The sequence below is a fragment of the Acidovorax sp. LjRoot118 genome (assembly GCF_964253575.1).
Lineage (GTDB): Bacteria > Pseudomonadota > Gammaproteobacteria > Burkholderiales > Burkholderiaceae_C > Acidovorax.
The window spans coordinates 2,866,310-2,885,091 of record NZ_CAXURB020000001.1; the positions used below are offsets into that span (position 1 = coordinate 2,866,310).

Consider the following 18,782-nt stretch of genomic DNA (forward strand, 5'->3'; position numbering starts at 1 on the left):
GGTTTCTCGGCTAAGGACGTCAGGGCCTGCGGTACAGGCTGCGGAACAGGGCATGGCGAGGCGCCAGCAGCACGCTCTCGCCCGGGTCGGGCTGGTAGACGGTGTCCACGGGGGGAGGCAGGCAGGTGGAGGCCATCGGGGCCCCCGCGCTCAGGGCGCCCAGGCGGGCGGCGCCCAGGGCGCCGCCGACGGCCGAACCACCGTGGGTGACGATCTCCACATCGAGCGCGCTGGCCAGCATCTGGGCCCAGAAGGCGCTGCGGGCGCCGCCGCCCACCAGCGACAGGCGCGTGACCTCGCTGCCAGCGGCGTTCAATGCGGCCAAGCCATCGCGCAAGCCAAAGCCCACGCCTTCCATCACCGCGTAGCCCAGGCGCGCGGCATCGGTATCGAAGTCCAGGCCGTGGAAGCTGCCCCGCACATTGGCGTCGTTGTGGGGCGTGCGCTCGCCGCTCAGGTACGGCAGGAACAGTGGCGCGGCCTCTCGGCCCGCAGCATCCAGCGCCGCCGCGCGTGCCGCCACGTCTGCGACATGGGCCGTACCCAGCAGCTTCGCGACCCACTGCAGCGCGCTGGCCGCCGCGAGCATCACACTCATCTGGTGCCAGCGGCCGGGCACGGCATGGCAGAACGCATGCGTGGCGCTGGCGGCATTGGGCTGGTAAGTGGGCGTGACCACGAACAGTACACCGCTGGTGCCCAGCGACAGGAACCCCTGGCCTGGCTGCACCGCGCCCATGCCCACGGCGCTGGCCGCGTTGTCGCCCGCACCACCCGCCACCACGGTGCCAGGCCGCAGGCCCAGCGACTGCGCGACCTCGGCCCGCAGCCGCCCGCTGACCTCGCTGCCTTCAACGAGCCGGGGCATGTGCCGGCGCGAAAGGCCAGTCAACGCCAGAAGGGGGTCGGACCAGTCACGGCGCCGCACATCAAGCCAGAGCGTGCCGCTGGCGTCCGACATGTCGCTGGCGTGTTCCCCTGTCAGCATCAGGCGCACATAGTCCTTGGGCAGCAACACCTTGGCCACGCGCCGGAACACCTCGGGCTCGTGGCGCGCGACCCAGCGCAGCTTGGGCGCGGTGAAGCCCGGCATCGCGAGGCTGCCGCCCAGATCGCTCAGGGCGGCAAGCTCGTGCATCATCTCGCTGCACTCTGCGGCGCTGCGCGTGTCGTTCCAGAGGATCGCGGGCCGCAATACGCGGTCTTGCGCATCCAGCAGCACGGCGCCATGCATCTGGCCCGAGAGGCCGATGGCTTGCGTCGCCGCATACTCGCCCGGGTGCGCCGCCTGCAGGCTGGCCAGGGCTGCCTGCGTGGCGCCCCACCAGTCAGCGGGGTCCTGCTCGCTGTGGCCCGGATGGGGCCGCGACACCGTGAGGGCCACGCCCGCCGAGCCCACCACGCACTGGTCAGGCCCCAGCAGCAGGGCCTTGACTTCGGAGGTGCCAATGTCGATGCCGATGTACATGGGTTGTTGCAATCAATCAGTGAAGGAACTGGGGCGCTGCTTCGCCCTGCCGGTGTTCGGGCTCGTCCGGTGGCGCGGTGACCGCAGGCGCATGCATGGGCCGAAGCTCGTGGTGCAGCACCAGTGCGGCCGCGCCGACGGCCGAGGCCAGCAGCCCGTAGCGGGCCGAACGCACCTTGGGCGCGGCCATGCCTGCGCTGGCCGCATAGCCCTCCAGCGTTTCTCGGGCCACGCGCAGGATGTCGGGATAGCGCTCGCAGGAGGGTCCACCGACGACCAGTGCGCCCGGGTTGAAGGTAGTCCACAGGTTTTGCAGCACCACGCCCAGGTAGACGCCGCCGCGCGCTGGCTCGGCCTGCCGCTCCAGAGCGCGGGCGCCAAGAAAGGTTTCGGCACACCCCTTGCGTCCGCAGGAGCACGCCGGTCCGTCGATCTGCACAATGCTGTGGCCGATTTCGCCAGCCATGCCCTGCAGCCCGGTGAACAGCCGGTCGTTGAGCACGATGCCAGCGCCCACGCCCACGCCGCAGGTCACGAAGATCAGCGAATCCGTCGCTTCACCGCCCGCAAACTCGTATTCGCTGAGCGCGGCGGTGTCGGCTTCGTTTTGCACATGCATCGCCACCGACGGGCAGCCAGCCTCGGCCAGGGCGCGTGCCATCAGCGGCTGGAAGGCCACATCGCGCCAGCCCAGGTTGGGCGCGAAGCGGATGGTGCCGGTGGCCTCGTCGAACGCGCCGGGCACGCCGATGCCCATGCCAGAGACCTGCACCGGCCTGGCCGCCAGTTCGCCATGCGCGCGCACCGCCAGGGCCGCAACCTGGCCGCACACCGCTCCAGGCGCGCGGTCGGCCAGGGGCTCCTCGGCCGACCACAGCACCTCGCCCGTGAGCGACACACCCACCACGCGCAGCGACTCGACCCCGATCTCCACGCCCAGCATGGCGCGGCGGCTGCCGTCCAGCTGCAAGGGTGTGGAGGGGCGGCCAAGGCCCTGTGCGGCCGCCAGGCTGGTTTCGGTGATCCAGCCCTCTTCGATCAACTCGCGCACCAGCAGGCTCACGGTCGACTTGGTCAGGCCACTCTCGCTGGCCAGTTGCGCGCGCGAGAGGCCGCCCCGCTGGCGCAGCAACCGCAGGAGCACGCTGCGGTTGATCCGTTTGACAAGTTGCTGGTCGCCGGTGGTTTTCATGGTGTGGTCTTCGGAGCGCCGGTTTTCAAAGGCTGTGGGCCTGCGCTTTTCCCTCGGGTTGCTTGCCGGCGATGATCATGCCCAGAACCTCGTCCTCGGTAACCTCGGCCGTGCGGTAGATGCCCACCAGGCGCCCATTCTTCATCACCGCCAGGCGGTCGCTGAGCCCGAACACGTCGGGCATGTCGTGGGTGATCAGGAAGATGCCCACGCCCTCGGCCTTGAGCTGGCGCACGAGGTTGCCCACCATCGCGGTTTCCTCAGGACCGAGCGCGGCAGTGGGCTCGTCCATGATTAGGATGCGCGCGTTGAAGTAGATGGCGCGCGAGATCGCCACCACCTGGCGCTGGCCGCCCGACAGGCGCCGCACCGGCGTGCGCACGTTGCGAAAGTTCTTGTTCAGGCGCTCGAACACCTTGCGCGCTTCGGCGTCCATGCGGTGGTCGTCCAGCGTGCGCCAGGGTGTGAGGAGCTCACGCCCCAGGAACAGGTTGGCCACTGCGTCCAGGTTGTCGGCCAGCGCCAGCGTCTGGTAGATCGACTCGATGCCGAGGCGCTGGGCATCGACGGGCGTACGGATGTGGGATTTCTGCCCCTGCACCAGCACCTCTCCGCTGTCGATCGGGTAGGCGCCCGCCAGCATCTTCATCAGCGTGGACTTGCCTGCACCGTTGTGCCCCAGCAAGGCGACCACCTCGCCCGGGTGCAGGTTCAGACTGACACCGTCCACCGCCTTCACGCCGCCAAACGACTTGCCGATGTGGCGCATTTCCACCAGGGGCGCGTTCATGCCGCGTCTCCCGTCAAGCGGCGATAGACCACGTCGAACACCACGGCGGCAATCAGGACCTGGCCGATGATCACGTAGCGCAGGCCAATCGAGATGTCCAGCAACAACAGGCCGCTGTCGATGCTTTGCATGATGAGCGCGCCCAGCACCGATCCCAGAATGGAACCACTGCCGCCGGAGAGCGCCGTGCCGCCGATCACGGCCGCTGCGATCACAAACAGCTCCATGCCGGTGCCCAGTGAATTGGTGCCCGCGTTCAGCCGTGCAATGGAGACCATGGCCGCGATGGTGATGAGAACCCCCATCAGCGCAAACAGCATCAGGGTGACGCGACGCACCGGAATACCGACCAGCGCGGCGGCCTCCGGGTTGCCCCCCATGGCAAACACATAGCGGCCAAAACGTGTGCGGCGCACGATGAACGACAGCACCACGGCCACGCCGCCCCAGATCAGCACGGGGATCGGCACGCCCTGGGGCGCGTCCTTGGTGGGGATCTGGTAGGCGTTCATCGTGGCGACAAAGGCCACGGCAATCAACGCTGGCACGGCGGCCACCAGGGAATCCAGCCACAGCGGCGGACTGGGCACACCATACGCAGCCTTGGCCCGGCGCCGCAGCCAGGTCTTGACCCCCATGGCCACGACCAGAGCCAGCGCCAGCCACCAGCTGGCCTGCACGCCGATGGCGCCATCAAAACCACCGCCCAGCCTTTGAAAGAATGCGTCGCTGACCGGTTGGGTCTTGCCGTCGGCCACCAGAAAGGCCGCGCCGCGAAACGACATCAGGCCACCCAGCGTGACCACGAAAGACGGCACCCCCAGCATTGCCGTGAGCGCACCCTGGTAAAGCGATACGCCGATGGCGACGGCCAGCCCGGCGAGGGAGGCCTCGACCCAGTGCCAGCCGGCGGTGTACATCAGCGTGGCGATCAGCACGCCCACAAAACCCATGACCGAGCCGACCGACAGATCGATGTGGCGTGCGACGATGACCAGCACCACCACCGTGGCCACGATGCCGACCACCGCGGTCTGCTGGGCAATGTTGTAGAGATTCTCGGGCGACAGGAACAGGCCGCCGGAGAGGATGTTGAACACGATGGCCGTGGCCACCAGGACCACCCCCATCAGCACCAGCCGCCAATCGATGGCCAACTGCCTGAGGGCATTGGGAACAGGACTCACAAGCGCACTCCACCAGAAACAAAAAGGGACCGCAGGCTAGTGTTCTGTCCCGCAAATAAATGCCAAAAATAAAACCGATGGATTTCGCGCCAGGGCAAGGCGCAAACCGCAGCGATAGCCGTAGCTATCGCGAGGATTTGCAACGCGGCTCTGGCGTGAAAGACGCGGTTTTATTGGCATTTATTTGCGGGACAGGACACGAGGGGCGGCTCACGGTCCGGGAGCCTTCAGCCGTCAGGCAGGCAACGCCATCATTTGCACGCCTCGGGCCCCTTGGCGGCGTCCACGCCCTTGCACAGCTCGCTCTTCTTGATCCAGCCCGCCTTGACCACGAGGTCCAGGTTTTTCGCCGTGATCGGCACGGGCTTGAGGAACTGCGCCTGCAAGGACACCTTCTTCTCGCCCCCGTTCCAGGCCTGCGCGCCAGCAATCTTCTGGCCCTTGGCCAGGGAGACAGCGGCCGATGCGGCATCGCGGCCCAGGTCGCGTGCATCCTTCCAGACCGACACCGTCTGCGAGCCCTGGGCCACGCGGTTGAGCGCGGCGTGGTCGCCGTCCTGGCCCGACACCGGAATGCCCTTGATGCCCTTGGCCGTCAGCGCCGCCACCACGCCACCGGCGGTGCCGTCGTTGGAGGCCACCACGGCGTCGATCTTGCCGCCGGTCTTGGTGATGATCTGCTCCATGTTCTTTTGCGCCACCTCGGGCTTCCAGCCCTCGGTGTATTCCTCGCCAACGATCTTGATGTCGCCCTTGGTGATGGCCGCCTCGATCACTTCCTGCTGCCCGGCGCGCAGAAAGTTGGCGTTCGGGTCGGTGGGCGAGCCCTTGACCATCACGTAGTTGCCCTTGGGCCTGGCTTCGAACACCGCGCGCGCCTGCATGCGGCCCACCTCGACGTTGTCGAAGGTGATGTAGAACACCCCGGCCGCCTCGATCAGGCGGTCATACGCCACCACCGGGATCTTCTGCTGCGCGGCCTTGTTGACGGCCGGCAGGATCGCGTCCTTGTCCATCGCCAGCACGATCAGTACCTTGGCGCCTTTGGCGATCAGCGAATCCACGTCGGAAAGCTGCTTTTCCGGCGATCCGCCCGCATCCGCGCTGATGTAGCTTGCACCCAACTTGGCCAGTTGGTCCTTGATGGCCTTCTCGTCGGTCTTCCAGCGCTCTTCCTGGAAGTTGGACCAGCTCACGCCCACGACCTGGGCAAAAGCGCCAGCGCTGGCCAAGCCAAGCGCCAGGGCCGTCAATGTTGTCTTCAGTTTCATCTTTGTCTCCGTGATTGGCCTCGTGCGGGCCTTGGTTGCTGAATCTGGCGTTCATGCTTGTCGTGCCGCCTGCCCTCCCGCAGGACCTGTGCGCCCAGCTTGCCCAGGGAGCCTCTTCAGGACATGAAGTCATTTAGTGCGGACGACGAACAAATTATGTAAGCCCCAGTTTGTGCAATACATCGGGACAAACCCGACATAGTTTGATCAACGAACTTATAACGGGTTGACGGGTGGCCCAGGGCAAGGCCTGTTCAGGGTTGCCCTGCCCAGGCGCAGCAAGTTCATCCAGGAGGATCAAAGATTGGTGGTCGCACCTGTCGAGAACGTGGGGCTGGCACTTCGACCCGTTCAGGGGACCACGGGTGCTGGGTAACCGGTGTAGCCGAGGGCCGCCTTGCGGCCCGGTTCTTCATCGAAGGCAACCGGGACGGCCGATTGGCCGGGATGGCACCCGGCGAAACGCCGGTCCGGCATACCGAACCGGTCGGACATGCGCCTCGCGCCGCAGGAGACCCGCGCCACGCACAGAGCCGCAACTGGATTGGGGGCAGCTCAGGCCGCCTGCGGCAGGTAGCTGGGCCGGGGCGCGGTCAGCCCGATCTTGACGTGTTGGGTGAGCTCATCGGCCAGCACCTCGTCCAGACCCGACTCCAAACCGTTCAGCGCGCGCTTGACGATCTGCTCGGGGCTGGTCTTGGGCACGTCGAAGCCGCGCGTGAGGTCGGTGTCGACATAGGCCATGTGCAGGCCCAGCACCTGCGTCTTATGCCCCGCCAGTTCGTTGCGCAGGGCATTGGTCAGCGACCAGGCCGCCGATTTACTGGCGGAGTAGGCGGCCAGCTCGCCGCCATTCACCCAGGAGGCAACCGACAGCACGTTGAGCAAGGCACCGCCGCCGTTGGCCGCAAGAATGGGCGCGAAGGCCTGGCTCACGCGCAGCACGCCAAAGAAGTTGGTCTCGAAGATGCGCCGCGAGACCTCTTCGCTGTCGGGCGCCAGAAAGCCCCCGGGCTGGGCGATGCCGGCGTTGTTGATGACCAGGGTGACGTCCTGCGCCAGCGCTGCGGCTGCAGCCACCTCGCCCGGGTGGTTGACGTCCAGCCGCAGGGCCTGCACGCCCGCCTGGGGGGTGATGCTGGCAGGATCGCGCGCACCGGCATACACCTTGCGCGCACCGCGGGCAAGCAGCTCACGGGCAAAGGCCAGGCCGATGCCGCGATTGGCACCGGTGATGAGGACGACGGCATTTTCGATTTTCATGGGAACTCCGGGGATGGATGCGAAAGGGCTCATACGGAATTGCATTCAATCGGCTAGCTAGGCGGTAGCCGCAGACAGTGCTGCGGCACGGCAAGGCGAACCAACGACGCTAGACGGTTGAAGGCAAGTCCGTATCACTTGAGCTGGATGACGACCTTGCCTTTGGCACGGCCGGATTCGACATACGCCAGCGCCTCGTTGGTGGCGTCGAACGGGAACACCTTGTCGATCACCGGGCGGATGGTTCCGGTCTCGATGAGGCGGGTGATCTCCCGCAGTTGCCCGCCATCGGCCCGCATGAAGAGGAAGGAATAGTCGACGCCCAGGCCTTTCGCCCGCCGCCGCACGCCTGCGCTGATCAAGCGCAGCAGCAGCCGCACGATGCCAGGCGCCTTGCTGCCCTTGGCAAATGCCGGGTCCGGCGGGCCGGAGATGGAAATCAGCTTGCCACCCGGCTTGAGCACGCGCAGGGATTTTTCGAGCGCCTTGCCGTCCTGGCTGTGCAGGACCAGGTCGTAGCCGCGCAGCAAGGTCTCGACGTCCTGCGTGCGGTAGTCGATGGCGAGGTCGGCGCCCAGCTTGTGCATGGCCTGTGCACTGGCTGCGCCTGCGGTGGTCGCGACGCTGGCGCCCAGGTGTTTGGCCAACTGGATGGCGAAGGTGCCGACACCCCCGGAGCCCGCCTGGATGAAGGCCTTCTGCCCGCGCTGGAGCCCGCCCCGCTCCACCAGGGCCTGCCATGCCGTGAGCCCCACCAGGGGGATGGAAGCGGCCTCCACCATGGACAGGCCTGCGGGCTTGGGTGCCAGTGAAGATTCCTTGACCGGCACGAACTCGGCGAAGCTGCCGATGCGGAAATCATCGGCCCGGGCATAGACCTCGTCGCCGACCTTGAACTGGCGCACCTGCGGGCCGACCTCTACCACCACCCCTGCCACGTCGTGGCCCAGGACCAGCGGCAGGCTGTAGGGCAGGATGGGTTTGAACTCTCCATTGCGGATCTTGGCGTCGAGCAGGTTCACCCCCGCCGCATGCACCTCCACCAGCACCTCGTCGGCGCGCAGTTCCGGCCGGGGCACGTCAGCCAGGCGCAATGCACGCTGTTTGCCGTAGCGCTCAAGAACGAAGGCTTTCATGGTGTCTCCTTGCGGGTTGGCATATTTCGAATGACGATCATCATATTAAATGGCAAAAAAATGCGCACGGCCTGCACGTGCGGTTCAGGGCGCGGAAGGCGCCAGGTGCTTGAGCGCTGCTTCGCGCAGGCCGTCCGACAGGCCGGGCTCGTCCACCGCACGCGCCAGCAGCAAGGCCCCGACCATGGTGGCCACGGTGACCAGCGCGCGCTCGTGGGCGGCGGGCTGCCCCCAGTCCGGTGACTGGCGGGCGATCAGATCGACCACTTCCTTGATGTGCCGGGTGGCGACCCGCCGCACCTCGGGCGCCTGGCGCACGGTTTCGGAGCCCAGCGCGGCCAGGGGACACCCAAGCTCCACCTGTTCCACATGCCCCCGGGAGAGGTAGCTGGCGAGCATGGACGCCAGGGCCGCGCCTGGCGGCACGCTGGCCACCACGTTGGCGGCAGCGGCTGCGGACTCCGCGCATGCCTTCGCTGCGGCTTCGGCCAGCATGGCTTCGCGGGAATCGAAGTGCGCGTAGAAGGCGCCATGCGTGAGACCCGCCTCCTTCATGATGTCCGCGACCCCCGTACCGTCGTAGCCACTGCGGCGAATGGCGCGGGCCGCCACGGACACGATGCGCTCGTGCGTGGCCTCCTTGGCAGCGCTTCTGGCAGTGGTCTTGCTATTTCGCATGATAAGTATCATACAACTTTAGCGCGCAGCGTGCACGGCGGTGCACATGGCAGGCAAGGCCGGCCGCCCTGGCCGCCCGTACGGCCGGCGCGAACAAGGCCATCGCCTTTGGCTACGGCGGCGACACCTACATTCTGGTGAACGACGCCACGGCGGCGCTGGGCAGCCAGGATGGCCTGGTCCGGTTGAATGGGGTGCCGGTGGTGCGGGATGGGGATTGGTCGGTGGTGTAGAGAGCACTGCAACATGCGGACTGCATCCGTGCAGTACGTCACGCTCATCCGGGCTGGCGATCGCCCAGATGGTGCTTCTGGGCATAGCATGGCCGCAGTTGAAACATTTGCAACAGGTGCCGGCATGAACACCCCTTGGCCTCCCAACATCGAACTGCATGGTTCCGTCTACATGGTGAGGCCCGTCACTTTGCGGCAGCGCGCGCCGGTGCCCCACAGCATCTTCATCTTCGACGAAGAAGGCTCCCCGGTCCTCACCGTGCGGGGGCCCTGGGCCAGCTACCCGGAGGCACTCGAAGTCGCCGACGGCCAGCTGCGGCGGCATGTGTCCCCGCCCCCTGCGGACGTGTTCGGCGGACATTGATCAGGCACTGAAAAAAGAGTGCAAACTCGCCGCATGTCCAGCAGCAGTGCCAGGGGGTGGCGATGGGTTACAGGGTTTCTTGGATCAGCGTGGCAGCGAAGGCCGGTGCAGACGTTCTTGCCGAGCTGGGTTTGACCGACAGCGCACAGCCCGTGCCGCCAGGTACCGTGCCCATGGCGGGCGCACTTTTGGCCAACGGCACGTACGTCATCGTTTTCAACGAGTTCTTTCATCGGATGATCGATCCGCTGTTGATGAAAGTCCTGTCGCTGAACTGCATCGTCGTCGGGTGCGCCGAGGACGAGAGCACCAACGCCTCGATGGCGTTTCTCTGCCGCGATGGGGCGCGGGTGTGGACGGTCTCCCATGTCCTGTCGGAGGGCGGCGACCACCTCGGCATCGAAGGCGTTGCGCCCAGGGCGCTGGCGCCCTTGCTGCAGGCAGCGCTCCAATCTCGTGCGGAGCACGGCCACGATGCCGTCTTCGGCGTCCCTGCCGCCCTCGCTGAAGAGGTGTGCGGTTTTCGGCACGGTGGGCGGCACAACGGGCCTGCACCCGTGTTCACACGGCTCGACCGGAGATTCGCGGACATCGATGCCACGCTGGGCGAACTGGGGCGCGCTGCGGCGGCTGTGCTGCAGGCCGCAGGCTACGTGCAAGAAGACGCCAGCCGCCCCGGTCTTTTCACCAAGACCACCGCGCATGAACGGATCCAGGTGTACCTGCGCCACTCGACGACGCCGGAAATAGGAGTCATGTACTTCGACGTGCGCGCCGAAGTGTGCAACCGGTATGTAGACGGACTGATGCACCAGGCGGTGCCGCAGCTGCACGCCACGCAGACGGCGGTGCTGCGCTGGTCAGGCGCATTGGATGGGGACAGTGCACTGACAACCCCCGCCGACGTGGCCGCATGCCGATCACAACTCCAGAGCGCGTTCTCGCCGTGGCTGGCCCGGCTGCACGACCTGGTGGCGCTGGAGGCGCTGGTCAACGGCCACCCACCCTCTGGCAGCGCGATGGGAGAGGCTACGCAATGCCATTTCGATGGCGACACCGGCTACTCCCGGCTGATCCTGGCGTACCTTGCATCCAACCCGCGCTTCGAGGACATGGTGGTGCAAACCGAGCGCGCCCTGTCGCGTGGCAAGCCTGACCCGAAAAGTGACCTGAACAAGGTCTGCAACCACTTGCGAGCGCACGCCAAGCCAGTTTCACGGGCGACCGTGCGCTGAGTCAGTCCCTGGCCGTCTCATCACACATGCCGCTTGGCCGGCGCAGGCCCAGGTGGTGCCACCGGCTCGGCATCAGCGCGCTCGTGCAGCGCGTCGATCACATGGCAATGCCCGTCGGTGCCGTCGCAGCGGCGGCGCAGGGCGATCAGGTCGCGCTCCAGGGTCTTCAACTCCTGCAGGCGGATGCGCACGTGCGTGAGGTGCTCGTCCAGCGTGTCGCAGGCCGTGTGGTCGGCACCGGCGGCCGATCGGTCCAGCGCCAGCAGGGTGCGTACCTCGCCCAGCGACATGTCCATGGCCCGGCACAGGCGGATGAAGCGCAGCTGGTGGATGTCGGCATCGCTGTACAGGCGGTAGCTGCTCTCGCTGCGCGGGCCGGGCGCAAGCAAGGCCTCTTTCTCGTAGTAGCGGATATTGGCGGTGGAGACGCCCGAGCGCTGGGCGGCCTCACCGATGCGTAACCTTGCTGTGTCTGCTGGCATGCGCTTGACCTTCAAGTGACTTCAAGGATTCCAATCATGGCATGGCGGATCGCAATCCGCCCCCGCAAAGGAAAAAAGCCATGACAGAAACCAGCCGATCCACCATATCCCAAGGCCCGCCGGAGCCAGGGTCCCCAACGCCCGTGGCCCTGCCCATGCCCAAGGTGGGCACTGCGCGCCGCGCGCCCCAGATCAATGTCTCTTGCTGCACCTCTGGCAGCAGTTGCGCTGACGATGCGGCACCGGCCAAGGCCCCTGCCGCGCCGCACGGCCACGAAGGCCATGACCACAAGGCGCATGCCGACCACGAAGAGCATGGTGGTGACCATGAAGGCCACGACCACGGCGCCCTGCCCGGCTGGGGCCGCATTGGCGCGGCGCTGGTGGCGGCCACCGGGGCCGAGCTGGCCCACCTGCTCGGCCCCGATACGCCCATCTGGCACGGCGCGGGCATGGCGCTGGCGGCTGCGGCCATCCTGCTGGCGGGCCTGGGGGTGTACAAGAGCGGCATGCGCTCGCTGCTGCGCGGACAACTGGGCATCAGTGCGCTGATGGCGGTGGCGGTCACGGGCGCCTTCGCCATCGGCCAGTGGCCCGAAGCGGCGATGGTGATGGCCCTGTATGCTCTGGCCGAGCGCATCGAGGAAGGGGCCGCAGGCCGCGCGCGCAACGCCATCGGCTCGCTGCTGGCGCTGAGCCCAGAGCAGGCCGACGTGCAGCAGCCCGATGGCCAGTGGCGCAGTGTGCCTGCGGCCGAGGTGGCGCTGGGCGCCACGGTGCGCGTGCGCCCCGGCGGCCGCGTGCCGCTGGACGGCACGGTGACCACCGGGCGCGGCGCGGTGGACGAGTCCAGCGTCACCGGCGAGAGCCTGGCCGTGGACAAGGTCCCCGGCGACCGCCTGTACGCGGGCACGCTGAACGCCCAGGCCGAGCTGCTGATGCAGGTGACCTCGGCCGCCGGCAACACCACGCTGGACCGCATCATCCGCTCGGTGGAAGAAGCCCAGGCCAGCCGCGCTCCTACCCAGCGCTTCGTGGACCGCTTTGCTGCCATCTACACCCCTGCCGTCTTCGTGCTGGCCGTGGTGGTGGCCGTGGGCGCGCCACTGCTGTTGGGCTGGGGCTGGCTCGACGCCATCTACCGCGCGCTGGTGTTGCTGGTCATTGCCTGCCCTTGCGCGCTGGTGATCTCCACGCCGGTCACCGTGGTCAGCGGGCTGGCGGCTGCCGCGCGGCGCGGCATCCTGGTCAAGGGCGGGGCCTGGCTGGAGCAGGCGCGCGGCATCCGCGCCGTAGCCTTCGACAAGACCGGCACCATCACCGCCGGCCGCCCGGTGCTGGTGGGGCAGGCGCAGTTTGGCGGCGATGCGGCCACCGACGTGGCGCGCGCGCTGGCGGGCCGCTCGGACCACCCGGTATCCAAGGCCATCGTGGCCGGACTGGGAGAAGCGCAGACATCACTGCCTGAGGTGGAGGACTTCACGGCCCTTGCCGGGCGCGGTGTGCAGGGGCGCATTGCCGGCAGCACTTGGCACCTGGGCAACCGCCGCTCCATGCAGGAGCGCAACCTGTGGACCGACGCGGTCGAGGCCGCTGCCGCCGCGCACGAGGCGCAGGGCCGCAGCGTGACCCTGCTGGCCGACAACGGTGCCGTGCGCGCCCTGTTCGCCGTGGCCGATACCCTGCGCCCCCAGGCCGTGCAGGCCGTGGCCGACCTCAAGGCCCTGGGCATCGTGCCGGTGATGCTCACCGGCGACCACGCCGCCGCCGCCCAGGCCGCCGCGCAGGAGGCCGGCATTGCCGAGGTGCAGGCCAGCCTGCTGCCCGAGCACAAGCTGGCCGCCATCGCCGCGCTGCAGCAAAAGCACGGCATGACGGCCATGGCCGGCGACGGCATCAACGACGCCCCGGCCCTGGCCAAGGCCGATATCGGCTTTGCCATGGGTGCCGCCGGCACCGACGTGGCCATGGAGACGGCCGACGTGGTCATCATGAACGACGACCTGCGCCGCGTGGCCGAGACGGTGCGCCTGTCGCGGCGCACGCACACCGTGCTGGTGCAGAACATCACGCTCGCGCTGGGCATCAAGGCGGTGTTCTTCGGCCTGGCGCTCACGGGCCAGGCCACCATGTGGATGGCGGTGTTCGCCGACATGGGCGCCAGCCTGCTGGTGGTGGCCAACGGCCTGCGCATGCTGCGGCCCGAGCAGGGCTCTACGCCCCCCGCTGCACAGGACAACCAGGCATGAGCAGCGACGCAATCACCACCACCTCCACCTCCGATGCCGCCGTGGCCGCAGCCATGGGCATCGCCGAGATGGGGCCACCCGCCAGCACGCTGACGTGCCCAACCGGCAGCGTGCGCATCCGCCTGACCACCACCCTGCCCGCCCCTGCCGATTGGGTGGCCACACAGCTGCAGACCACGGCCCTGTTCCGCTACATCACCGCCCCGCTGCTGCAATTCGCCACCGTGCAGGGCCCCTGGCCCACGCACTGGCCCCTGGGCGACACCGAGCTGCGCTTCGCACTCTTTGGCCTGCTGCCCATGGGCCGGCAGACTGCACGCATCAGCCTGCACCCCTGCGACGGCATCCCCGGCGCCTGGCCCCTGCTGCGTGACAACGGCACCGGCCAGCTCATGCGCGTGTGGGACCACCGCATCACGGTGCACAGCTTGCCGGGGACCCCTGGGCGCACCTGCTACACCGACGAGGTCTTCGTGCGGGCACGCTACCTGCCGTGGGTGATGACGCCAATCAGCGCCGCCTTTGCCAGGGTGTTCTATCGCCATCGGCAGCGCAGGTGGCTGAAACTGGCGCTGCGCCAGCCCAGCGCGCAAGGCCCCGGTGCATGCGCATGAGCGACCACCCACCCCAGGCGCCCGCGCTGCAGCGCCAGGCGTTCGACCATCTCCTGGCCCGCTTCGACGCCAGCGCAGGCGAGCCGCCGGCCACGCGCTGGCCCTGGCTGGAAGCAGCCCACGTGCTGGGCCAGACGCGGCTGGGCCTGCACTGGCGCTCGCACACCGCGATGCTGCGCTACGCTCTGCAGTTGCACGACGGGAATGAGGTGCTCGGCCAGCTGCTGCGCTTGGCGCTGGTGCCGCTGGGGCACCTGCTGCAGCGCCTGCCCCTGGGCAACATCGGGCGGGCGCATGTGTCGACGCTCAGTCCGATGGCGACCTCTGCGGACACCGCCGATCGAATCAATGCAGCCTTGCGGGCCATGCGATCACCCGATCTTTAGCCCAATTTTCTTGAACCCTGGCGTCTTGATGCCTGAAAGCGGACTTCGGGCGGCCTCGGGAATGAGCCTCTTATGCAATGAGGTTGCCGACAGTGATGGTGCCGACAGTTCCTGTCAACTGGACGAAGAAGTCGGTGTCATCGAACTGGCTGGTGTCCGAGCCCGTGTTCTGGAACAGGTAGGTGCCTGCGGCCGAGCCGCCCGAGATCGTGATGAAGAAAGCCTGATCGGAGCTGTTGAGAAGCGCAGTCAGATCGGCTTCGATAGCGGTCAGGTAAGCGCCGGTGTTGAGATTGACAAACGTCCTTGACGAGAGGGTTGCGGCATTCACGCCGGTCTTGAAATAGTCAGTCCCGGTGGCATTGAAGTTGCCCACGACGTCGACCTGCGTCCGGTTCGACATGTTGGCGCCTGTGGCTATCAACGTCTCCGACCCGGAGCCTGAAGATTGCAGATTGATCACATCGACCGCAGCTCCACCCGTGACCGTTGTGGCGGCAGAGCTGGAGCCCAGGAGGTTCAAGGTCTGCCCGCCAGTCCCGAGGGTGATCGTGTTGTCACCGGTGCTCTTGGTGTAGTTGAGGGTGACACCCGCACCGTTGAGGTTGATGACACTCGCAGTACCGATGCTGCCTGCGATGTTGATGATCTCGATACTGGCGACCTTGGTGCTCAGGTCGATGTTCTGGGTGGTGGTGGCGCCGATGTTCAGGGTGTCGGTGCCGTTGCCGCCATCAACCGTCGTCAGGAAGTTGATGATCTGGTTGGTCGTGAAATTCAGGGTATCGGCACCGGACCCACCAATCACGCTCACGGCGACATTGGCCGACGTGAAGTTGTTGGTGCCGTTGGCAAGGTTGTACTTTTCAATCGTGCTGAAAGCGTTGAAGGTGCCGGCGGTGGTCAGGTTCAGGGTTTCGGTGCCTGCCGCATTGACGGTGCCGGTGAACTGCGACATCTGTGCGATCGTGGCGGTGATGTTGGCATTGTTGGTCACCGTCAGGTTCTCGAAGCCGGTGATGGCGGCATTGCTCAGGTCCGGCACGGAGGAAAAGAACGCCAGGCTGTCGGTGCCCGTGCCCGCAGTGTAGGTGCCCAGGATGGTGACGCCGTTCAGGGCCAGCGAGTTGTTGCCATTGCCCAGTGCTGCCGTGCTGGAGACGGTGGCATTGATGGTGACGTTGTCGTTGCCGGAGCCGCCGGTGTAGTTGACGCCCGCCGTTGCGGAGTTCATGTTGACCGTGTTGGTGCCCGTGGCGCTGCCCTTGACGGTGGCCGTGCCGGTCAGGGCGCTGGCCGTCCAGGTGAAGCCGCCCAGGGTGATGCCACTGGCATCCACCGTGGTCAGCGAGGTGCTGCTGGACGACAGGGTCAAACCGGCGTTGCCGCTGACGTTGAAGGTTTTGACCGAGTTGCCCAGCCAGGTCATGTTGTTGTTGAAAACACCAGTGGGTGTGGCCTGGGTGTCTTTGACACTGATATTCACGGTCTCGACACCGCTGGCCGTGATCCCCGTGGTGGCGAACGCTACGCCGGAGGTGCTGCCGTCGGTGAGCGTGAGGTTGATGACGTCATTGACCCCGCCGACAAACGCCGCATTGGAAATGGTGAACGCGGTGCCGGCGCCCGTCAGCGTGATCTTGCCGTTGCTTGGCAGATTGCTCAGTGTGAGACCGTTCGCGCCGGAGAAAGTCACATCGCTGTAGTTGCCCAGGGTCTGCAGGTCGATGGTCTGGCTGGTCGCGCTGGTGAGGACCAGCTTCTCGAAACCCGTGACCCTGCTGGCAAAGGCGCCGCTGCCGGAGGCGGTTGCGGCATAGGCTGCCGCCAGGACGATGGTGTCGGTGCCGGAGCCGCCCTTGACCGTGATGGGGAACAGGGCCGTGTTCGGCATGAAGGTGTCATCGCCCGTCCCGCCATTGATGGTGGTGAAGCCCGCCGAGGTGTTGTAGGTGATGGTGTTGGTGCCATCGGCCAGGTTCAGCACCTTGATTCCACTGATGGTGCCGCCGGTGCTGCCGTTGTTGATGGTGACCGTGCCGGCGGTGGTCAGGGTCAGGACATCGTTGTCCGAGGCATCGCCGGTGATGGTCGTCCCGTTGAGGGCTGGAATGGTGGACTTGAACACGTCCGTGGCCCCGACCAGCCCGCTGAATGTACCGCCCGCGGTGGTCGTGATGGTGCGATCGAGGATGGGTTCGAGAATCCCCGCCAGTTCTGCCGTGGACTTCAGCCGCAGGTACTCGTACGGCGTACCGACGGACCAGTTGGCGTCGTACGTGAAGCCCATGCGCTCGGCCAGCTGCCGGTAGGTGTACTCCGCCTGCTCGGGCCGGGCCCCGCGCGCGCTGTACAGCTGCAGGTTGCGCAACAGGTAGTCCTTGTCCTGGTACTGGCGCACAAGCGCCCTCTCCGCAGCCTCCAAGGGGTTGCTGCTCTGCATGATGACCGTCCAGTCCCTAGTATCCAGGTTGCTCCCTACATTGCCATACAGCGTCAGGATGGCGCGCGTGATCAGTTGCGGCCCGGCTAGACCTGTCATGGAAGATCCAAGAAGTTCAGCAATGGAAGGAGTGGTCATGACTTATAAAAATGGGAAGCGGGTAAAACACAACTTCCCGACAGCCTCGTTGGCCGACGGCTGTCTGGCAAGGATGCGCATGCAATGACACATTCAGAAAATTGTTCTTCGGGTAAAAATGTCGTTGCGAAAGCAAAAAATTGCAGCAGTCAAATATCTTACGGCAGTACGTACCAAGCACCAATTTCTGTTTTGCACGCGAACACTGACACTGGTGCCCAGTCCTTCCAAATGCCCTTTGCCCCCCGCACCGGCTTCGCCGACACCTGGATGGGTTGCATTCTTACAGCGGCGCATGGCCGCAAGGTTCATCCTTGCTTCACCGCACGTTTCGCGGTGCCAACCAACGACAGAAAGCGAACCATGAACAAAGACCAAGTTGCAGGCCACGCCACCGATCTGAAGGGCCAGGTCAAAGAAGCCGCAGGCAAGCTCGTGGGCAGCGAAAAGCTGCAGGGCGAAGGCTTGGCCGACCAGGCCGTGGGCAAGACCCAAGCCAAGGTGGGTGACGCCAAGGAAGCAGTGAAGAAGGCCATCGACAAGGCTTGAATGTGCGCTGCACAGAACAAGCGGCTTCGGCCGCTTTTTTTGCGCCTGGGCTACTGGATCCGCGGATCCTCAGCCTGCAGGGCCTTGGGCAGCTTCATACGGATTTGCATTCAACCGTATAACTAGGCGGGAAGCCGCAGACAGTGCTGTAGCACGGCAAGGCGGACCAACGAAGTTAGACGGTTGAAGGCAAATCCGTATCAGAGGCTGCGCCAGAGGGCAATGGCGCCTGGTGCTTCTCGCGCAGCACTGCATTGACTTCGGCTCCAAAGATCAGCGTGGTGGCGCTGATGTAGAGGAACACCAGGGTCGCCACCACGCCCGCGAAGCTGCCATAGACCAGGGCGAGCTTGCCGGCGCTGCGCAGCGAGTACGACAGCGTGGCGGCGGCCAGCGCCCACAGCACAGCGCCCACCAGGGCGCCCGGCAGCACTGTGCCGATGCGTTGGGGAATGTCGGGCAGCCAGCCGTACAGCAGCGCGTAGAGCATCGTGAGGGTGATGCAGGCCGCACCATAGCGCACACTGTCGTACAGCCAGACCACCTGGTTGGCCCCCTCCACGCTGGACACGACGAACAGCCAGATGCGCGGCATGATGATGACGGAGCTGAAGGTCAACAGCACGCCAAAGCCCACGATCACCGTGAACAGCGTGACCTTGATGCGCGCCTTCCAGAACGGCAGGCCGCGCGCGATGCCGTACGAGCGGTTCAGCGCCGATCGCACGGCCTGCATGCCCGACGATCCCGTCCACAGCGTCACGATCAGCCCCACCGTCAGCAGCGCCTGGTTGCGCTGGGCCAGCACCTGCTGGATCACCGGCTGCATGGCCTCACGCACGAGCTGGGGCGCGTAGCCCATGACCCGTTCGGCCAGCGCCGCTGCGTCACCCGGCTGGCCGAAATACCCGGCAGCGGCGGACAGCAGGATCAAGAGCGGAAACATGGCCAGCACCGACGAGAATGCCAGGCTGCCGGCCTGGTTGGCGCTCTGGTGCAGCACGTAGTTGCGCACCGCCAGGATCAGAACCCCCAGCACCGGCATGCGGATGAGAGCCCGGCCCAGGCGCCGAAAGCCTTGCATGGAAATCGTCACCAAAAAGC

Annotated in this window: 18 protein-coding genes; 7 read left to right on the forward strand and 11 right to left on the reverse strand. The window is 66.4% G+C overall.

Translation table 11 applies throughout. The features are described 5' to 3' along the window. Positions 1–19 precede the first annotated feature (19 nt). The 8 genes from xylB to ACSQ9E_RS13485 form a co-directional block, all read right to left on the reverse strand. Complete coding sequence (gene xylB, locus ACSQ9E_RS13450) at positions 20–1,468, reverse strand: xylulokinase (RefSeq protein WP_436218073.1); 1,449 nt, start codon at positions 1,466–1,468, stop codon at positions 20–22. A gap of 16 nt (positions 1,469–1,484) precedes the next feature. After that, positions 1,485–2,660 carry an ROK family protein gene (locus tag ACSQ9E_RS13455; protein ID WP_436218074.1) on the reverse strand — a complete coding sequence of 392 codons (1,176 nt, stop codon included), beginning with the start codon at positions 2,658–2,660 and terminating at the stop codon, positions 1,485–1,487. Positions 2,661–2,685: 25 nt separating this feature from the next. Then, positions 2,686–3,450 (reverse strand): ATP-binding cassette domain-containing protein, encoded by a 765-nt coding sequence (locus tag ACSQ9E_RS13460; RefSeq protein ID WP_436218075.1) that lies wholly within the window; start codon positions 3,448–3,450, stop codon positions 2,686–2,688. Next, a complete protein-coding gene (locus tag ACSQ9E_RS13465; RefSeq protein ID WP_436220218.1) occupies positions 3,447–4,580 on the reverse strand; it encodes a sugar ABC transporter permease in 1,134 nt (377 codons plus the stop codon). Before ACSQ9E_RS13465 ends, ACSQ9E_RS13460 begins: the two co-directional genes overlap by 4 nt. Before the next feature lie 308 nt (positions 4,581–4,888). Then, the gene (xylF, locus tag ACSQ9E_RS13470) at positions 4,889–5,908 is read right to left on the reverse strand and encodes a D-xylose ABC transporter substrate-binding protein (RefSeq protein ID WP_436218076.1); all 1,020 of its coding nucleotides are present in this window, start codon (positions 5,906–5,908) and stop codon (positions 4,889–4,891) included. Between the two features lie 555 nt (positions 5,909–6,463). After that, complete coding sequence (locus tag ACSQ9E_RS13475) at positions 6,464–7,171, reverse strand: SDR family oxidoreductase (RefSeq protein WP_436218077.1); 708 nt, start codon at positions 7,169–7,171, stop codon at positions 6,464–6,466. Between the two features lie 134 nt (positions 7,172–7,305). After that, positions 7,306–8,307: an NADP-dependent oxidoreductase gene (locus tag ACSQ9E_RS13480; RefSeq protein ID WP_436218078.1), complete on the reverse strand. Its 1,002-nt coding sequence runs from the start codon at positions 8,305–8,307 to the stop codon at positions 7,306–7,308. An 84-nt stretch (positions 8,308–8,391) separates the two neighbouring features. After that, on the reverse strand, positions 8,392–8,997 hold the full coding sequence (locus tag ACSQ9E_RS13485) for a TetR/AcrR family transcriptional regulator (protein WP_436218079.1): 606 nt from the start codon (positions 8,995–8,997) through the stop codon (positions 8,392–8,394). 56 nt (positions 8,998–9,053) lie between these two features. Between ACSQ9E_RS13485 and ACSQ9E_RS13490 the strand changes: the two genes are divergently transcribed. The 3 genes from ACSQ9E_RS13490 to ACSQ9E_RS13500 all read left to right on the forward strand — a co-directional run bounded on the left by ACSQ9E_RS13490 (position 9,054) and on the right by ACSQ9E_RS13500 (position 10,817). Then, complete coding sequence (locus ACSQ9E_RS13490) at positions 9,054–9,218, forward strand: bluetail domain-containing putative surface protein (RefSeq protein WP_436220219.1); 165 nt, start codon at positions 9,054–9,056, stop codon at positions 9,216–9,218. Positions 9,219–9,342: 124 nt separating this feature from the next. Continuing rightward, complete coding sequence (locus tag ACSQ9E_RS13495; RefSeq protein WP_428000934.1) at positions 9,343–9,582, forward strand: hypothetical protein; 240 nt, start codon at positions 9,343–9,345, stop codon at positions 9,580–9,582. Between the two features lie 173 nt (positions 9,583–9,755). Further along, positions 9,756–10,817, forward strand: coding sequence for a hypothetical protein (locus ACSQ9E_RS13500; RefSeq protein WP_436218080.1), 1,062 nt, complete (start codon positions 9,756–9,758; stop codon positions 10,815–10,817). Between the two features lie 20 nt (positions 10,818–10,837). On the opposite strand, the gene ACSQ9E_RS13505 is transcribed toward ACSQ9E_RS13500, so the two are convergent. Continuing rightward, a complete protein-coding gene (locus ACSQ9E_RS13505) occupies positions 10,838–11,299 on the reverse strand; it encodes a MerR family transcriptional regulator (RefSeq protein WP_057269430.1) in 462 nt (153 codons plus the stop codon). An 80-nt stretch (positions 11,300–11,379) separates the two neighbouring features. Here ACSQ9E_RS13505 and ACSQ9E_RS13510 point away from each other — a divergent pair, with 80 nt between their 5' ends. Genes ACSQ9E_RS13510 through ACSQ9E_RS13520 form a run of 3 tightly spaced genes read left to right on the forward strand, consistent with a single transcriptional unit; the run spans position 11,380 to position 14,548 of the window. Next, the gene (locus ACSQ9E_RS13510; RefSeq protein ID WP_436218081.1) at positions 11,380–13,548 is read left to right on the forward strand and encodes a heavy metal translocating P-type ATPase; all 2,169 of its coding nucleotides are present in this window, start codon (positions 11,380–11,382) and stop codon (positions 13,546–13,548) included. Further along, positions 13,545–14,162 carry a hypothetical protein gene (locus ACSQ9E_RS13515; RefSeq protein WP_436218082.1) on the forward strand — a complete coding sequence of 206 codons (618 nt, stop codon included), beginning with the start codon at positions 13,545–13,547 and terminating at the stop codon, positions 14,160–14,162. Before ACSQ9E_RS13510 ends, ACSQ9E_RS13515 begins: the two co-directional genes overlap by 4 nt. Beyond that, entirely contained in the window at positions 14,159–14,548 is a 390-nt protein-coding gene (locus tag ACSQ9E_RS13520; RefSeq protein WP_428000938.1) for a DUF3703 domain-containing protein, read from the forward strand. The genes ACSQ9E_RS13515 and ACSQ9E_RS13520 overlap by 4 nt, the downstream gene beginning before the upstream one ends. A 70-nt stretch (positions 14,549–14,618) precedes the next feature. On the opposite strand, the gene ACSQ9E_RS13525 is transcribed toward ACSQ9E_RS13520, so the two are convergent. Continuing rightward, positions 14,619–17,090 carry a beta strand repeat-containing protein gene (locus ACSQ9E_RS13525; protein WP_436218083.1) on the reverse strand — a complete coding sequence of 824 codons (2,472 nt, stop codon included), beginning with the start codon at positions 17,088–17,090 and terminating at the stop codon, positions 14,619–14,621. Positions 17,091–17,492: 402 nt separating this feature from the next. Here ACSQ9E_RS13525 and ACSQ9E_RS13530 point away from each other — a divergent pair, with 402 nt between their 5' ends. Continuing rightward, on the forward strand, positions 17,493–17,678 hold the full coding sequence (locus tag ACSQ9E_RS13530) for a CsbD family protein (protein WP_057202964.1): 186 nt from the start codon (positions 17,493–17,495) through the stop codon (positions 17,676–17,678). Between the two features lie 175 nt (positions 17,679–17,853). Here ACSQ9E_RS13530 and ACSQ9E_RS13535 read toward each other — a convergent pair whose 3' ends face one another. Beyond that, positions 17,854–18,762 carry a YihY/virulence factor BrkB family protein gene (locus tag ACSQ9E_RS13535; RefSeq protein WP_428000940.1) on the reverse strand — a complete coding sequence of 303 codons (909 nt, stop codon included), beginning with the start codon at positions 18,760–18,762 and terminating at the stop codon, positions 17,854–17,856. Positions 18,763–18,782 lie beyond the last annotated feature (20 nt).

Coding starts and splice junctions, on each gene's coding strand:
- ACSQ9E_RS13460 (WP_436218075.1), bottom strand. CDS start 3,450: ATGAACGCGCCCCTGGTGGAAATGCGCCACATCGGCAAGTCGTTTGGC.
- ACSQ9E_RS13505 (WP_057269430.1), bottom strand. CDS start 11,299: ATGCCAGCAGACACAGCAAGGTTACGCATCGGTGAGGCCGCCCAGCGC.
- xylF (WP_436218076.1), bottom strand. CDS start 5,908: ATGAAACTGAAGACAACATTGACGGCCCTGGCGCTTGGCTTGGCCAGC.
- ACSQ9E_RS13520 (WP_428000938.1), top strand. CDS start 14,159: ATGAGCGACCACCCACCCCAGGCGCCCGCGCTGCAGCGCCAGGCGTTC.
- xylB (WP_436218073.1), bottom strand. CDS start 1,468: ATGTACATCGGCATCGACATTGGCACCTCCGAAGTCAAGGCCCTGCTG.
- ACSQ9E_RS13525 (WP_436218083.1), bottom strand. CDS start 17,090: ATGACAGGTCTAGCCGGGCCGCAACTGATCACGCGCGCCATCCTGACG.
- ACSQ9E_RS13535 (WP_428000940.1), bottom strand. CDS start 18,762: ATGCAAGGCTTTCGGCGCCTGGGCCGGGCTCTCATCCGCATGCCGGTG.
- ACSQ9E_RS13510 (WP_436218081.1), top strand. CDS start 11,380: ATGACAGAAACCAGCCGATCCACCATATCCCAAGGCCCGCCGGAGCCA.
- ACSQ9E_RS13475 (WP_436218077.1), bottom strand. CDS start 7,171: ATGAAAATCGAAAATGCCGTCGTCCTCATCACCGGTGCCAATCGCGGC.
- ACSQ9E_RS13495 (WP_428000934.1), top strand. CDS start 9,343: ATGAACACCCCTTGGCCTCCCAACATCGAACTGCATGGTTCCGTCTAC.
- ACSQ9E_RS13455 (WP_436218074.1), bottom strand. CDS start 2,660: ATGAAAACCACCGGCGACCAGCAACTTGTCAAACGGATCAACCGCAGC.
- ACSQ9E_RS13500 (WP_436218080.1), top strand. CDS start 9,756: ATGGCGGGCGCACTTTTGGCCAACGGCACGTACGTCATCGTTTTCAAC.
- ACSQ9E_RS13480 (WP_436218078.1), bottom strand. CDS start 8,307: ATGAAAGCCTTCGTTCTTGAGCGCTACGGCAAACAGCGTGCATTGCGC.
- ACSQ9E_RS13465 (WP_436220218.1), bottom strand. CDS start 4,580: ATGGGGGTGGTCCTGGTGGCCACGGCCATCGTGTTCAACATCCTCTCC.
- ACSQ9E_RS13530 (WP_057202964.1), top strand. CDS start 17,493: ATGAACAAAGACCAAGTTGCAGGCCACGCCACCGATCTGAAGGGCCAG.
- ACSQ9E_RS13485 (WP_436218079.1), bottom strand. CDS start 8,997: ATGATACTTATCATGCGAAATAGCAAGACCACTGCCAGAAGCGCTGCC.
- ACSQ9E_RS13515 (WP_436218082.1), top strand. CDS start 13,545: ATGAGCAGCGACGCAATCACCACCACCTCCACCTCCGATGCCGCCGTG.